General features: G+C 41.3%; 13 protein-coding genes. 7 read left to right on the top strand and 6 right to left on the bottom strand.

Annotated elements, in window-relative coordinates; all coding sequences use genetic code 11:
• Window positions 1-16: 16 nt before the first annotated feature.
• From DS2_RS03230 to DS2_RS03215, 4 genes are all read right to left on the bottom strand, one after another.
• Window positions 17-2,932 (bottom strand): TonB-dependent receptor, encoded by a 2,916-nt coding sequence (locus DS2_RS03230; RefSeq protein ID WP_152537534.1) that lies wholly within the window; start codon window positions 2,930-2,932, stop codon window positions 17-19.
• 162 nt (window positions 2,933-3,094) lie between these two features.
• On the bottom strand, window positions 3,095-3,844 hold the full coding sequence (locus DS2_RS03225) for a LytR/AlgR family response regulator transcription factor (RefSeq protein WP_035013211.1): 750 nt from the start codon (window positions 3,842-3,844) through the stop codon (window positions 3,095-3,097).
• The gene (locus tag DS2_RS19620; protein WP_051479582.1) at window positions 3,825-4,946 is read right to left on the bottom strand and encodes a sensor histidine kinase; all 1,122 of its coding nucleotides are present in this window, start codon (window positions 4,944-4,946) and stop codon (window positions 3,825-3,827) included. The genes DS2_RS03225 and DS2_RS19620 overlap by 20 nt, the downstream gene beginning before the upstream one ends.
• 102 nt (window positions 4,947-5,048) lie before the next feature.
• Window positions 5,049-5,444, bottom strand: coding sequence for a GlcG/HbpS family heme-binding protein (locus tag DS2_RS03215; protein ID WP_035013210.1), 396 nt, complete (start codon window positions 5,442-5,444; stop codon window positions 5,049-5,051).
• Between the two features lie 342 nt (window positions 5,445-5,786).
• Between DS2_RS03215 and DS2_RS03210 the strand changes: the two genes are divergently transcribed.
• The 4 genes from DS2_RS03210 to DS2_RS03195 are packed head-to-tail and all read left to right on the top strand — an operon-like array spanning window position 5,787 to window position 9,472.
• A complete protein-coding gene (locus tag DS2_RS03210; protein WP_035013209.1) occupies window positions 5,787-6,500 on the top strand; it encodes a spondin domain-containing protein in 714 nt (237 codons plus the stop codon).
• A gap of 10 nt (window positions 6,501-6,510) precedes the next feature.
• On the top strand, window positions 6,511-7,227 hold the full coding sequence (locus DS2_RS03205) for a spondin domain-containing protein (RefSeq protein ID WP_035013208.1): 717 nt from the start codon (window positions 6,511-6,513) through the stop codon (window positions 7,225-7,227).
• Window positions 7,228-7,285: 58 nt separating this feature from the next.
• A complete protein-coding gene (locus DS2_RS03200) occupies window positions 7,286-8,002 on the top strand; it encodes a response regulator transcription factor (protein ID WP_035013207.1) in 717 nt (238 codons plus the stop codon).
• A 9-nt stretch (window positions 8,003-8,011) separates the two neighbouring features.
• Window positions 8,012-9,472 (top strand): ATP-binding protein, encoded by a 1,461-nt coding sequence (locus DS2_RS03195; RefSeq protein WP_035013206.1) that lies wholly within the window; start codon window positions 8,012-8,014, stop codon window positions 9,470-9,472.
• On the opposite strand, the gene DS2_RS03190 is transcribed toward DS2_RS03195, so the two are convergent.
• Together DS2_RS03190 and DS2_RS03185 are read right to left on the bottom strand one after the other, a co-directional pair.
• A complete protein-coding gene (locus tag DS2_RS03190; protein WP_152537533.1) occupies window positions 9,444-10,343 on the bottom strand; it encodes a hypothetical protein in 900 nt (299 codons plus the stop codon). The genes DS2_RS03195 and DS2_RS03190 overlap by 29 nt on opposite strands.
• 73 nt (window positions 10,344-10,416) lie before the next feature.
• On the bottom strand, window positions 10,417-11,169 hold the full coding sequence (locus tag DS2_RS03185) for a SapC family protein (protein ID WP_035013205.1): 753 nt from the start codon (window positions 11,167-11,169) through the stop codon (window positions 10,417-10,419).
• A gap of 137 nt (window positions 11,170-11,306) precedes the next feature.
• Between DS2_RS03185 and DS2_RS03180 the strand changes: the two genes are divergently transcribed.
• The 3 genes from DS2_RS03180 (at window position 11,307) to DS2_RS03170 (ending at window position 13,460) form a co-directional block, all read left to right on the top strand.
• Window positions 11,307-11,972 carry a tetratricopeptide repeat protein gene (locus DS2_RS03180; RefSeq protein ID WP_035013204.1) on the top strand — a complete coding sequence of 222 codons (666 nt, stop codon included), beginning with the start codon at window positions 11,307-11,309 and terminating at the stop codon, window positions 11,970-11,972.
• Window positions 11,973-12,225: 253 nt separating this feature from the next.
• A complete protein-coding gene (locus DS2_RS03175; protein WP_051479601.1) occupies window positions 12,226-12,744 on the top strand; it encodes a sigma-70 family RNA polymerase sigma factor in 519 nt (172 codons plus the stop codon).
• Window positions 12,741-13,460 carry an anti-sigma factor gene (locus DS2_RS03170; protein WP_035013203.1) on the top strand — a complete coding sequence of 240 codons (720 nt, stop codon included), beginning with the start codon at window positions 12,741-12,743 and terminating at the stop codon, window positions 13,458-13,460. Before DS2_RS03175 ends, DS2_RS03170 begins: the two co-directional genes overlap by 4 nt.
• The last annotated feature ends 56 nt before the right edge of the window (window positions 13,461-13,516 follow it).

The raw sequence follows: 13,516 nt of genomic DNA, 5'->3' as shown, positions 1-13,516 counted from the left end.
GTTATGTTAGCGACAACTAAAAGTTGAAGTTTGCGCCAACAAAGAATTGACGACCAAAACTATGGTAGCGCCCTGTTGATAATGGTGTGCCATAGGTCGATGAATTGGATTCATTGGTTAAATTATTCACTTGCAGCACGGCGTCCACACCATTGTTGAAGTTATAACTTACTTGCCAATCAACAATTAAGTACTCATCTGCTAGCTCAAAAGTGGCACCACCAGGTGTAGCACCGTTGTAGATATATTCGTCACGGTATCTAGCGTTAAAGTGGGTACTTAAATTATCAATATCCCAAAATACGGTTGCGCTCCATACGTGTTCAGACAAACCGGGTAGGCTCACGTGGACATTCGTAAAAGTATTACCTCCGTCTAAACCTATTTCACTGTCGGTATATGAGTAATTGGCATTAATACCTAAGCCAGAAAACACTCCAGGCAATTGATCGAACATGGTGGTGAAAGCAAGCTCCAAACCTTGCATATAACCACCTTCATCCGTGTTACGTACCGTTTGATATTGCCCCTCAACAAAACCTTCTGGCGCTTCTAAACCAATTGCAGACCAAGGGATATCGCCTTCGTTATAGGTAATGGATTCAATTACTGATTCAATGTCTTTATAGAAAATTGCCGCGGTAAATGCGCCGCCATTGTCGGTGAAATATTCGTACGACAGATCGTACTGAGTCGCTCTAAACGGGTCTAAATTTGGATTCCCTTTAGACCAAACATTGTATCTAGGGCTCGTACCATCGTTGGCCGTATCCGCCCAAGAACCAGCACCACCGCGTAATTGATAAACCGGAGGGCGACCTAGTACCTTAGCCGCTGCAAAACGGATTTGCTCCTGCTCTGATATTTGGAAATTTAAGTTTACCGAAGGCAAGGTGTCTGTGTATTCAGGGCCGTATTTAACATTTTCATAGTCGTTACGGGTCACACCATTGTCATCGGTAATTTCATCACCAATTAAGCCACCTTGTAATTGCTGAATACCAATGGTTTTAGTATCAGTTCTAACAACACGCACACCAAAGTTACCTGTTACGCCAACATTACCAAGGTCGGTATTAAAGTTAGCCATCACATAACCAGCACTGACTTTTTCTTCTACCGCACCACTTTCAATTAAAGTCCAATTGTGATTCCAAGTTTGCTGTGCTTCATAACCACCAACACCAAAAGTTGCATCGCCTAAACCTTTCATATCAGTAACTTCAAGAAACTTTAATCCATCTAGTTCAGTAACCTTAGTAAAACCTTCCAGCGATCTTGGCGTACAATCATAACCATAGTGATTAAACTCACAGGTGGTATTTGGATCATTAACGACTGTGCCATCGGGCATGCGGTAGCCTTTTTGGCCTTCTCGTGTACCCCATCTAAATACGCTGCGTTTGTCTTCAAAACGACGCTCAGACAAACGAGTACCAAATTCAATTGAAGTGAAAAAATCGCCTTCTAAATGCAATTTAAAATCGAGTTTGGCGCTGTCTATTTTATCTGTATACAAATGCGGGAAGCGTTCAAAAATACCCAAACGCATGTAGTCTAGATCTGTGTAGTCTGTATTCAGTACAACACTGGGCATTTGTTGATTTTGATAGGCAAAGGTAATTTGTTGGTCTGACTTTTCTTGCCAAGTTTCTACCTGGACATCGTTGCCGTCGCCATCAGTCACTGTATCAGTGCCAAATTCGTAGGCATGCATACTGGCAATCATATCCATACGCGTTTTTTTACCTTCACTACGCGCGATATCAAGTTTTATTTCGAAATTGTCGCCCAAGTATTCAGCGTTAAAACCATAACTGTCAGTGGTTGCATCTGTGGTTTGGTCTTCTGAGCGCATTTCAAACCAAGGGCCGTTATAAGCCATATTGTGTACAGTACCGCCAACCAGCCAATCGTTGTCGTCTACTTCGCCTTCAGCTTGTGGGACAATTTCATATACAGGGTTTGTCACATCATACAGGTTAATCGACTTTTCCATACCCTCGAAATTTAGGCCATGGCGGAAATCCTCTGATTTAAAAGTTGAGCGAAAGTAATCAAACGCAACTTTAAAATTATCTGTTGGTTGATATACAGTGGTGAATAACATCCCAGTGCGCTCGTCTTTGCCGCGCGCATACCTAAGTTGTATGCCGTCAAGTGAGCGGACTTGAGTGCCATCTTGGCGATAATCTTGCCGATTACTTGGTTCATGCGCATCAAAACCTTTGAAGAAGTTAGGTTGGTCAAGTACAGCTGCGCCTACCGCTACACCCAAGGTATCATTTAAAAACTTTCCTTGGTAAGACAAACTGAGTCGATGGCCTGATTCCTCACCATCAATCTCTCCTGCTTCGTCATTCCACGAATATCGGGCCGAGCCTGAAAAGCTATGCTGTTTTTCCGCAGTCAACGGATTGACCGTTTTTAACTCAACAGTTGCTGCGACGCCACCTTCAACCAAAGACGCTTTAGGGGACTTATATACAGCTGCTTGGTTAATCAATTCTGCTGGATATTGGTCAAAAGAGATCCAACGACTCCCCGCTGTATAACCACTGGTACTTGCCTGTTCACGGCCATTCAGTGTCGTTTGGATAAAGTCGCCATCCATGCCTCGAATATTTAATTGTGACGATTGGCCGCTGGCTCGAATGGTGGTCACGCCGGGTAAACGTCCCAATGCGTCGGCAATTGAAACATCTGGCAGTGAATTTAAATCGCCTGCGTCTATTACTTCACTAACTGTATCGTTAAAACGCTTTTTATCAATTGAACCTAAAATACTGCGGCGAATACCACGAATTTCAATGACTTCAGTTTCTTCATCTTGTTCTATTGTATTATTTTGTTGTGCCAAAACTGTAGTTGGTGCGGCTATGCCAGCTGCCGTTAGCGCCAACATTAGTAGGTTGGGTTTAAAGTTTTTCACCTGTGTTCCCTCTGTTTTTGTTTATCGTTTGCATGTGTGCCTGCTAGATGCAGGAATATCCCCAAGCTACTCGAAGTGACCCACTTCAAAGCTTGGGCATATCAGTCTAAACACAGAGGTTAATAAGATGTTGTAAATTATGATAAGCGGCAGAATAGTCGGCTAAAAGGCATAATTGTTTTTTAGTTGGCTAGCGTGTCTGCGTGAAACTTCAACTTCGTGGCCATTGTTTAGCGTTAGCCTAAAGCCCCCATTCACCCAAGGCTCGACATTTTCTACATAAGTTAAATTAACAATATTTTGTCGATTGGCACGAAAAAACATTTGCTCAGGTAAACGCTCTGCTAGTTTGACTAAAGACTTATACACAAAAGCTTTGTGTAACTGGCTGGCGTGGTTGTACTGATAAAAATACAATAAAGAGTGGTTGCCGCAGCTTTCAATGCGCTGAATATTTTTTAGTGCAACCAAGTAACAATTGTCACCATCTTTGACAAAAATTCGGTCTTGCTCAGAAAAAGCAGTGTTGGTATCACCCAACTCGCCAGTTTGTGGCACTTGTAATTTTTTGATTGCTGCAGCTAACCTTTTTGGATGCACAGGTTTCACCAAATAATCGACCGTGTGATAGTCAAATGACTTAATCGCAAACTCCGAATAAGCAGTTATGAATATCACTTTCAGTTCGGCATCAATTTGTTCCAGCAAAGCAAAACCATCTTGTTCTGGCAAATGAATATCCAGCAAGATTAACTCAACCGCTTGTTTTTTGGCTTGTTGCATTGCTACTAGCTCTAGTGCTTCGGTTACATTGCTCGCTTCAGCCACTAACTCTATTTCAGGGTGTTTTGCCAGCATTGCTTTTAAGTCTTCTCTGGCAAGATATGAATCTTCAACAAGCAAGGTGCGCATTTTCCCGTCCTATTTGTAATGGCATATTTAATTTGGCAACAACTTTTCCATCAGCTTCGGTTAATAGAAAGCTAGCCTGATTGGCATATACCAACTGCAACCTTTGAGTTAAATTTTTTAATCCGACTGCTGTTTTATCTTCACCATGAGTTTGTTTATTCACAGGGGTAAGCGAACCGCAGTTGCTGACTTCAATATTCAACTGCTGATTGTTACGTTTAATTGTCAGCTTAAGTTCTGTGGCCGATTTTCGTTGGTCAACACCATGTTTCAGCGCATTTTCAACCAAAATTTGTATCGCCAAAGGTGGCACTTGCGCTTGCATTAAACCAGCATCAAGCTGTTTGCTAAAAACCAGCCGTTCGGCAAATTGCAGTTGCGCAATATCAATTAAACAATCGACGATGGCTAACTCACTTTCAAGCGGAATTTTATCAGCTTGTTGATGCGTAAGTGAAAAGCGCAAGATTTGCGACAGCGCTGTTATCATCTCAATCGCTTGTTCAGAGTTAATGCGAATTAAACTACGAATGTTATTTAAACTATTAAACAAAAAGTGTGGATTAAGTTGCGTGTGCAATGCATCTAATTGCGCTTGTTTTAGTGCTTGTTGCAGCTGTAAGTTTTCAAGTTTGGTTGCAAAATGTAATTTGCGGTGTTCAACAAAACAATACAGCGCACACCACCCCAACACCATAAATATGCAGCTAAAAATGTTCCACGCCAGTTCTAAAACTTTATGCTTAGTTTCGCCATGCAAAATAACACTTTGATATAAACTTTCAGCCAATACCCATTTTGCTGAAAAATAACTAATAGCCAAACTAAGCGAGCACGCCATAACACTGACAATAACACTCGTCAGCGCTATATACTTGGCTAAATGAAACAATTGAAGGTGTTGCCAAGCATATTTCTGGTACAGGAAACGAAAAATAAAACAGCCCAACAGCAGAAACACCATTTTGCTGCCCGAGCTCAGCACTGTGTACAATAGCCAATCTGGAGATGGCAGCATTAACACAGCCACCACCAGCAAATAACAAGCAAGTGCGATAGCGTGGAACAGCCAAAACAATGGCTCTTTTGACCAAAACGACATAATAGAATTTACAACAAGTTACCCAAGCATTAAATTTACTTGGCTGGAGCTGCTTTGACAACTAAACATGATAAGCGGTTTATAGCCGTGATAAACGGCAAGCTACAAACTAATCTTCAGCACATTTAACGCTAACGCTTCATCATCTTCTTCAGCTAAACCACTAATGCCAATTGCGCCAATCACCCCTTGGTTGCTTTCAATGGGTACACCACCCGCGATGCCGGTAAATTTTACATCTGTCCAATAGGCTAAATCTTTACCTGTTTGTTGCGCCCATTTCGCCAGTGACGATGTTTTTTGTCTATCTCGCGCTGAGGTATAAGCTTTGTTTTGTGCAAGCACGCCTGCATGCAAAGCTGTGCCATCCATTCGAGCATATGCAAGCAATTCACCGTGTGCATCAACAATCGCGACTGCGACTTGCTGATTTTTACTGGTGGCGATTTCAATTGTGTTAGTGATTAGCTGTTGGGCTAGTTTTAACGTTATATTCATTTGAGTTTTCTTTTATTAAGGTGACTTGTGAAAAGTGATAGAACAATAATTTAGAGCAAAATCTCTTTTTCATGGATGAAAAAGCGAAGCATACAAGGACGTACTTGCTGCGTTTTTGCGATAATTATGCTCTAGCACTTTGGTGCTAATCCCTGCTATTAAAGCTTAGGTTTGAGTCTAATGTCCTGCACAAATTAAACAATCACCCAAGCTCCACACCTCGAACTATTGTACGAAAACAACTTGGGATACTTTTGTGATATTTACTTATATTGTTTTGCGATAGTTATTTTCGACAATGATTCTGACCTGATAACTAAATTCCTTTGACGGAGAATCAAAATGAAAATAACAGCTCAATCACTCGCAAAAAACGCAGTCATGGCAGCAGCATTGGCAGCAAGTGCTTTTTCAGCTCAAGCGGCTGAGTTAGATATTAAACTATATAACTTAACTCACGGCATTACTTTTACCCCCGTGTTAGTTGCAGCGCATGACAGCCAAACCATGTTGTTTAAAGTAGGTGATACGGCATCTGCCGCATTACAAAAAATGGCTGAAGGTGGTGCAATAGACGATTTATCTAGCCAAGTAACAACTGCAGGTGGTGTTGTAGTTGAAAATCCAGCGCAAGGTATGCTGGGTGCAGGTGCCATGACTACGGCCATGTTAGATACGCAAGACAATATGTATTTGTCCCTCACAGCTATGTTATTGCCAACTAACGATGGTTTTGTTGGTTTAGACAGCTGGAAGATCCCATCTGAAGCTGGCACTTACACAGTTTGGTTAAACGCATATGATGCAGGCTCTGAAGCAAACGATGAAATAATTAACGGTGGTGGTGCTTCTGGCACACCTGGGATTCCAGTTGCACCGAATGGAGATGGTGGTTCAGGCGCATCTGGCGTACGCACTACTGAAGCCAACAACATGGTACACATCCACCCAGGTAATGTTGGTGACACAGACAATGCTGGCGGCATGTCTGATTTAGATAGTCGCGTGCATCGTTGGTTAAATCCGGTAGCAAAATTAGTGGTAACAGTGAAATAAGGAGTTGGCTATGAAAACTCAATTTAAACCTGCTCATAGTTTGATTTGGTTATCACTCATTGCTGGAATGTCTGTATTGAGCGGCTGTAGCATTGATATTAACAGCGATGATGACGACAAAGATGATGAGATGAAGCAAAGTTATCACTACCAGATCACTGTGACTAACTTAACCCAAGCACAGCCGATGTCACCTGTAAGTTTAACCCTACACAATGCATCAACTAAATTATGGATGATGGGTGAATTGGCTAGTAATGCGCTAGAGGTGATGGCTGAAGGCGGTGACAACAGCCAACTTGCTGAATTACCTTCAGTAAAAATGGCCTACTCTGGTGAGGGCATTTTAATGCCAGGTAATAGCCAAAGTTGGATGATAGAAAGCATGTACGAAAATTATATGCATTTATCTATTGCAACTATGCTGGTTAATACCAACGATGCTTTTACTGGCAAAACAGCTATAGATTTGTCTAGCTTAGATGTCGGCATGAGCATGCACTACACCACCATGGCGTACGATGCCGGTACAGAAGCAAATGATGAGATTAATTTGCCAGGTCCTGCAGCCGGTGGCGAAGGTTACAATAGTGCTCGAAATGATGTTGACCGAGTGCATATTCACCCTGGTGTGTTGTCAAATGCAGAGCTAACGGGTTCGTTACTCAGCCCCGAGCACAAATTTGATAACCCTGTCACAAAAATAACCATCACTCGTATGCAATAAAATTGTTGAAAACACGCTCCTTATCTAAACCAGCTTGGGTAGATGATAGGGAGCAATTATGTGTAAACATATTTTATTGGTGGAAGATAATCCAGATATTGCCAACATAGTATCGATAAATTTAGGAATGTTAGACCATAAAATTACCGTGATTAACGACGGCAACCAGGCCTACAAACAACTTAATCAACATTATGATTTGGCTATTTTTGACATTATGTTGCCCGGTACTGATGGTTTGAAACTTTGTAAACGCATGCGTCAATTACATCCAAATATTCCAATTATTATGCTGACGGCTAAATCGTCTGAGCTGGATTTAGTGGTGGGGCTTGAAAGTGGCGCTGATGACTACCTAACTAAACCCTTTTCAGTTTTAGAACTACAAGCACGGGTAAAAGCACATCTGCGTCGTTTACACAGCTTAACTGCTGGCGAGCGAGATGAAAATTTGCAGCCAGTGTTAACCTTTGAGCAGCTAGAAATTGACCCAAACCGCTATCAAATAAAACTCAACGGGGAATTTCAGGATATCAGCCACAAGGAATTTGAACTACTGCATTTTCTTGCACAACAACCTAGCCGAGTGTTTTCACGCGAACATTTGTTGGAGCAAATTTGGGGTTATCAACACGCAAACTCTGCCCATACCGTTAATTCTACGGTTAATCGCTTGCGAGCGAAATTAGAGGTCGACCCAACGAATCCACAATGGCTGCAAACTGTTTGGGGTGTCGGTTACAAGTTTGTCGCACCCAATCAATTAGTCCATTAGGATACCCTTATGTTTAACACTCTGGCAGCCCGTTTAAGTTTAGTATGCACATTATTGTTTTTACTGTTTAGCGCATTGGCATTTAATTGGTATGTGTCGAACAGCCAAACCTTTAGCCACGAAGTTAAACAACAACTCCACCACGAATTAGCCCATCACCTTATTCACGATAGCCATGATTTACAACGTGGCGTTATTAACCAAACGGATTTAAAACAAGTATTCCATACGCAAATGTTGTTGGGGCCTGAGTGGGAGTTTTATGCCATTGACGCAAATGGCCAAATTTTAGCTTATTCTGCCCCCGCTGGAGTAGTTAAGCTAAAACAGATAAAGCTTGCTCCGATAAAAGCATTTTTAGCAGGGCAAAGTTATCCGATTTATGGCAGTGATCCGCGTACCCCTGGCGAACAAAAAATATTTTCAGCTGCGCCAATTTACACACCGCAAGGTGACATAACAGGGTATTTGTATGTTGTTATTGGCGGACAAAAGTTTACTGGCTTAGTGGATATGTTATCTGCCAGCCAAGTTTTGCAAAATGGTTTAATTATTTTACTGCTAAGCCTAATGTTTGCCGCAATAGTTTTGGCATTAATTATTCATATCGTTAGCCGGCCTGTACGCCAAGTGAGCCAACAATTACATAGTTTTGTTGATAGCAACTATAGTCAATTGCCACAACTGCACAAAAGCTGGTTTAGTTCTGATGAAATTGATTTACTCCAGCAAGATATTCAGCTAGCAGCAACACATATTCAACAGCAATTTAGTCAGATAAAATCGACCGAACAGCTGCGAACTGAATTGCTCTCGCACATATCTCATGATTTTAGAACACCACTCACAGCACTCAATGGTTACTTAGAAACTTGGTTAATTGCAGATGAACCACAGAAAAGCCCACAATTAATTGAAAGGGCACATAAAAATACTCAACAACTCAGCCAGCTGGTAGAAGCCCTGTTCGAGCTTGCTCGACTAGAACATGGCGATATTAAAACTCACTTTGAGCGAGTAAACTTGGTTGAACTCACGCTGGATATTGTGCAAAGACTCTCCTTTCAAGCGCAAAAAGCCCAAGTTAGCGTGCAAGTTAAAATGCCCGAACACATTTCACCAATTGTACTAGCCGATATCGCTAAATTAGAACGCATATTTGTCAATTTAATCGACAATGCAATTCGCCATACTCCCCCCCACGGCTGTATCGATATTGTACTTGGAGTAAACGCGCATCAATCGCTGATAAAAATTGTTGACTCTGGCGTGGGCATTCCCCCAACAGAACTCAAGCATATATTCGATGCTAGATACAAAGCCAGCAATAGCAAAAGCCAATCACTCAATGCGGGTTTAGGCTTAGCTATAGTCAACCATTTGCTCAAGTTACACAAAAGCGAAATTAAGGTTAAATCAGCGCCTGAAAAAGGCAGTGAATTTAGTTTTTGTTTGCCTTTGGCTCAGTAATAAGCTCGTCAATAGTAAAGTTATATTGGGTGTAGTTGCTTGGTAACGTTTTGATAAATGGGTTGTCTAAACGAATAATTTTTCTTTCCGACAAGTTAACTTTTTTGATGCTAGCTAAATGATGTTCTCGCCATAAAGCAACAAAACTGCCGTCTTGCCAAGCTCGCTTTAGTCCAAGTTCAACTCGCTCTGCATTTTTACCATTGTCTTTCGAGGTCATAAAAAACCTGGGTAATGGATAAACCAGCAGCAAATGAGGCTCAATCCGTAAATTATTGTAAGCAATAGAAAAGTCGTCAAACTCATGCGTGATTTCGTTTATCCCTCTGAAAAATAAATCAACCCGCTTGCGCTCAACCATAGCGAACATACTGTTGTAATTACTAACCTGAAAAACACTCAGTTTGTTATGGTGGAGAATTTGTGTATCCAACCAGCCTATTCCCTGAATAATTGAGTAATCGGTAAGAGATTTCAGACTATTAACATTGGCGAATGCGTATTGATTCTGTTGGTGAACAAAAGCAATTCTATAACCAACTACCCCCCTATCAATTGGTATTTGAATTGACAGAAATTTACTGAGCATTTCGTCAGTAACAGAGAATTTAAAAAAGAAATTATTAAAATGATTAGCTTCGGCTAACTTAATTATCCGACTTAAATTAATGCCTTTACTCGTCGGCACCATTGCAAATGGGCCGTATTCAGCAACAGTTTTTTCCAGCGCAAGCTCGAGTAAACGCTTGTCATAATTATTGCGCTCGTCCTCCACAGATTCGTTTCCCATATAGGTAAACAAAGTGCCAAACGCAAATGCCGTTGCCTGTGTCCATATAGCGACAAAAAATATGGTCAACCTAAGTAACAAGCTTTTTACCCACAACTAAACGACGAAAGTAGCTATAAGCATAGTCAGCTATTGGCTAAAACACAAAGTGGCTTTAGCTTGATTGAACACGCCGATTTTTTAGTTGAATCAATGTATGAATTTGTGCGACTGAGTGCGCAAGAGCAAAACAAGCACTTAAGTAGCCTTTATCGTTAAGCATCGCTAGTTCAGCAGCTTTCAACATACTTAAACCTTCGTTAGATATGGTATATAAACCATTCACTTGTAATTTTTGTTGGTTGTCTAACACGATGTCTAAGTTCATCGGTTCGATTAAGTCGAGTTGAACTAAATGATGAACAAAGTCTTGTGTGATTGGCTCGTCTTTTAAAATATCACTGATCACCTGATAACTTTGTTTAAACACCTCGGTTTGTTCACCGTTTTCATCAAACAACACCTCTCCTTGCTCAAAACTTAAAGCTGGGCTGTTTTCATCAATACACAACACATATTTAGGTTTACTAGGCTCAGCTTCGTTTGGTTCTTGGCCAATAAAAAATGGCTGGCGGCGCACTTGCATCGGAGTGTAGGCTGCTTGCCATTGATTTTTATCCCAAAATAAATTTTCATTTTGTTCTAAACCAAATAAAACATTAGTGGTGAATTGGCCTGTGTGCTCATTTTTACTTAGTACAATTGGATAATTGGCAGCCAATCGAACATATTCAGAAAACATCGCTGGTGCCATATGCTGCTGAGCGTTATGCAATTCGATTTTATCCACCAACATACGTAATTTTCTGTGCTCAGCTGGATTCAACGCAACTAATTTTGGTGTGTGTACCGAAGTAAACTCTATCATAATCATTCCCAATAAAATTTTGCTATACCTTACAATTTAATCGCCAATCATTGAACATTTAAATTCGGCACAATATCTGCTTAAATCATCTACATTGAGCTAAATTTAACTTAACGACATTTTTTTGGCAGATATCTATGGCTAACAACAATTCAACTTTAAAACAAACATCAGTGGCCGTTTGTGCGTTTGCAACTTTGTTTAGCCTCTTTACAACCGCTAACAGCCAAGCCAATGAATTTGATAACTTAAAAGTTGTGCAAATTTACTCGCAAGAAGAATTAATCGGTTGGATAAATAACAACACTCACCTCACTCGCGTAAAAGAAGATAGATGTCAGTTGGTTGAAGATATTGAAGCTCGTGCACAAATCGTTAAAACCCCTGCATATCAATTTTTATGGGGTGATATGTTAGCTTGGGGTGTATGCGTGGATAAAAACCCCGAGTTAGGTTTGTACTATATGCAACAAGCCGCTCACCAAGGTTTACCCGGTGCACTTGAGCAACTAGGTCGTTATTACGCCAACGGCATACTCGTGCAACAAGATGATAAACGCGCAATCAACTATCTACGTGAAGCCGCCGCGCTTGGCCACATAAAAGCAAGAGTTCAATTTGCCGAATACCTTGATCAAGGCCTTGGTAGCCCACTTGATTTTGAAGACGCCTACCACTGGCTGCACAACACTGTTATCGCCGATAAAAAAATGCACAAACGCGCTGAAAAGGCCCTGGCGTCACTCGCAACAAAAATGCCCGAACGATTGGTTGAAAAAGCAAAAAGGCCTGAGCAAAAGTAATATTAATACCACCATGTAGCCACCAACACACCTAAGCAACGAGCAACATAGGTTGAGCTCTACCAGCGACACATATTGAAATAAGCTCCCATGCCATAACACAAATCATAAATAAAAAAACGCTTAGGATTTTGAAGTACTTGATGTTGTTAACATTTATTAACACGGTAAATGGTATATCAACCTTTATGTGCTAGGCTGGTTGAAAATTATGCATCCAAATTGGTTTGTAATTCGTTTAGGGGATATATACGTGCAAAAAGATAAACATTTACCATGGCTAATTGCAGTAGCTGAAGGAGATCAAAAAGCTTTTGAGTATTTATATAAAGACACCAGTGGTTTACTCAATACAATCTGCCGAAAAATGCTTGGCAACGGAGCACTAGCCGATGAGGCACTGCAAGAAGCCTATGTCCGCATTTGGCACAATGCTAGTGATTACCAAGTGGATAAAGGCGAAGTGCTAAGTTGGATGGTGAGTATCGCTAGGTACCGTTGCTTAGACATGTTGCGCTATCAAAAAGTTAGACAGGAACAAGACTTAAATGAAGAACATAATGCACAAGAGCAGATTGTGGTAGAAGAAAACTCTCAGCTGTCTCACTGTATTGAAGCTCTGGCTCCGGAGCAACGCCAAGCTATTCATTTGGCTTATTTTCGCGGTTTCAGCCATAGCGAAGTAGTATCTTATTTGGGTGATCCAATGGGAACGGTAAAGAGCTGGATCCGTCGAGGTTTATCACAACTTAAGAGGTGCCTTGGAATATGAAGTATGACAATGACGAACTCATGAGTTACCTAGCAGCAGAATACGTACTAGGCACTCTAAACGGCGCCGCTCGTAAACGTTTTGCACGTTTACTCATGACCTCTAGCCACGCTCGCGAGGCCACAACACAGTGGGAACGCCATCTAAATGCATTAGGTACACCATTACCCCACAAGGTACCAAATGAAGAGGTATGGACAAAAATTCAAGCTCGCATTCATGGCGGAAAGATTTCGTTGCTAACTCAAGCTCGTAGCGACGGTAACACACAAGACAACACAAAAAACAACTGGTTCTGGCCAACCATTAGTGCCATCAGTTTAGCCGCGAGTTTGGTACTTGCTATTTTATTAATGCAGCCAATTCAACCAGTCGATCAACGATTTGTTAGTGATCAGTTTGCGCTTGTTAAAGGCAAGCAACAACAATCATTATGGTTGATTGACGTCACCAGTGAACAACTTATTGTGAAAGCAAGTGACAAATTAGTTGCGCGTAGTGACAAAGATTATGAACTATGGATGGTAGTGAAAACACAAGAAGCGCCAATTTCACTTGGTTTATTGCCTAAATCGGGCACGGCTTCGCTGCCCGTTCCTCAAGATTTTGCAAACGGCAATATTGCTTTGCTAGCCGTTAGTTTAGAACCAATAGGTGGCTCGCCTACGGGTTCACCAACAGAAGTTCTTTATACTGCTGAGCTCATTAAAATCTAATTGAGGTCAGACAAGTTATCAGGGGGCTAGGGCCTGTTGATCTTTCGTGGACAAAT

The sequence above is a fragment of the Catenovulum agarivorans DS-2 genome (assembly GCF_000568405.1).
Classification (GTDB): domain Bacteria; phylum Pseudomonadota; class Gammaproteobacteria; order Enterobacterales; family Alteromonadaceae; genus Catenovulum; species Catenovulum agarivorans_A.
Note: the sequence above shows the minus strand (reverse complement) of the source record. Positions and strands in the feature narration are given on the sequence as shown.

Coding starts and splice junctions, on each gene's coding strand:
- DS2_RS03225 (WP_035013211.1), bottom strand. CDS start 3,844: ATGCGCACCTTGCTTGTTGAAGATTCATATCTTGCCAGAGAAGACTTA.
- DS2_RS19620 (WP_051479582.1), bottom strand. CDS start 4,946: ATGTCGTTTTGGTCAAAAGAGCCATTGTTTTGGCTGTTCCACGCTATC.
- DS2_RS03215 (WP_035013210.1), bottom strand. CDS start 5,444: ATGAATATAACGTTAAAACTAGCCCAACAGCTAATCACTAACACAATT.
- DS2_RS03210 (WP_035013209.1), top strand. CDS start 5,787: ATGAAAATAACAGCTCAATCACTCGCAAAAAACGCAGTCATGGCAGCA.
- DS2_RS03205 (WP_035013208.1), top strand. CDS start 6,511: ATGAAAACTCAATTTAAACCTGCTCATAGTTTGATTTGGTTATCACTC.
- DS2_RS03200 (WP_035013207.1), top strand. CDS start 7,286: ATGTGTAAACATATTTTATTGGTGGAAGATAATCCAGATATTGCCAAC.
- DS2_RS03195 (WP_035013206.1), top strand. CDS start 8,012: ATGTTTAACACTCTGGCAGCCCGTTTAAGTTTAGTATGCACATTATTG.
- DS2_RS03185 (WP_035013205.1), bottom strand. CDS start 11,169: ATGATAGAGTTTACTTCGGTACACACACCAAAATTAGTTGCGTTGAAT.
- DS2_RS03180 (WP_035013204.1), top strand. CDS start 11,307: ATGGCTAACAACAATTCAACTTTAAAACAAACATCAGTGGCCGTTTGT.
- DS2_RS03170 (WP_035013203.1), top strand. CDS start 12,741: ATGAAGTATGACAATGACGAACTCATGAGTTACCTAGCAGCAGAATAC.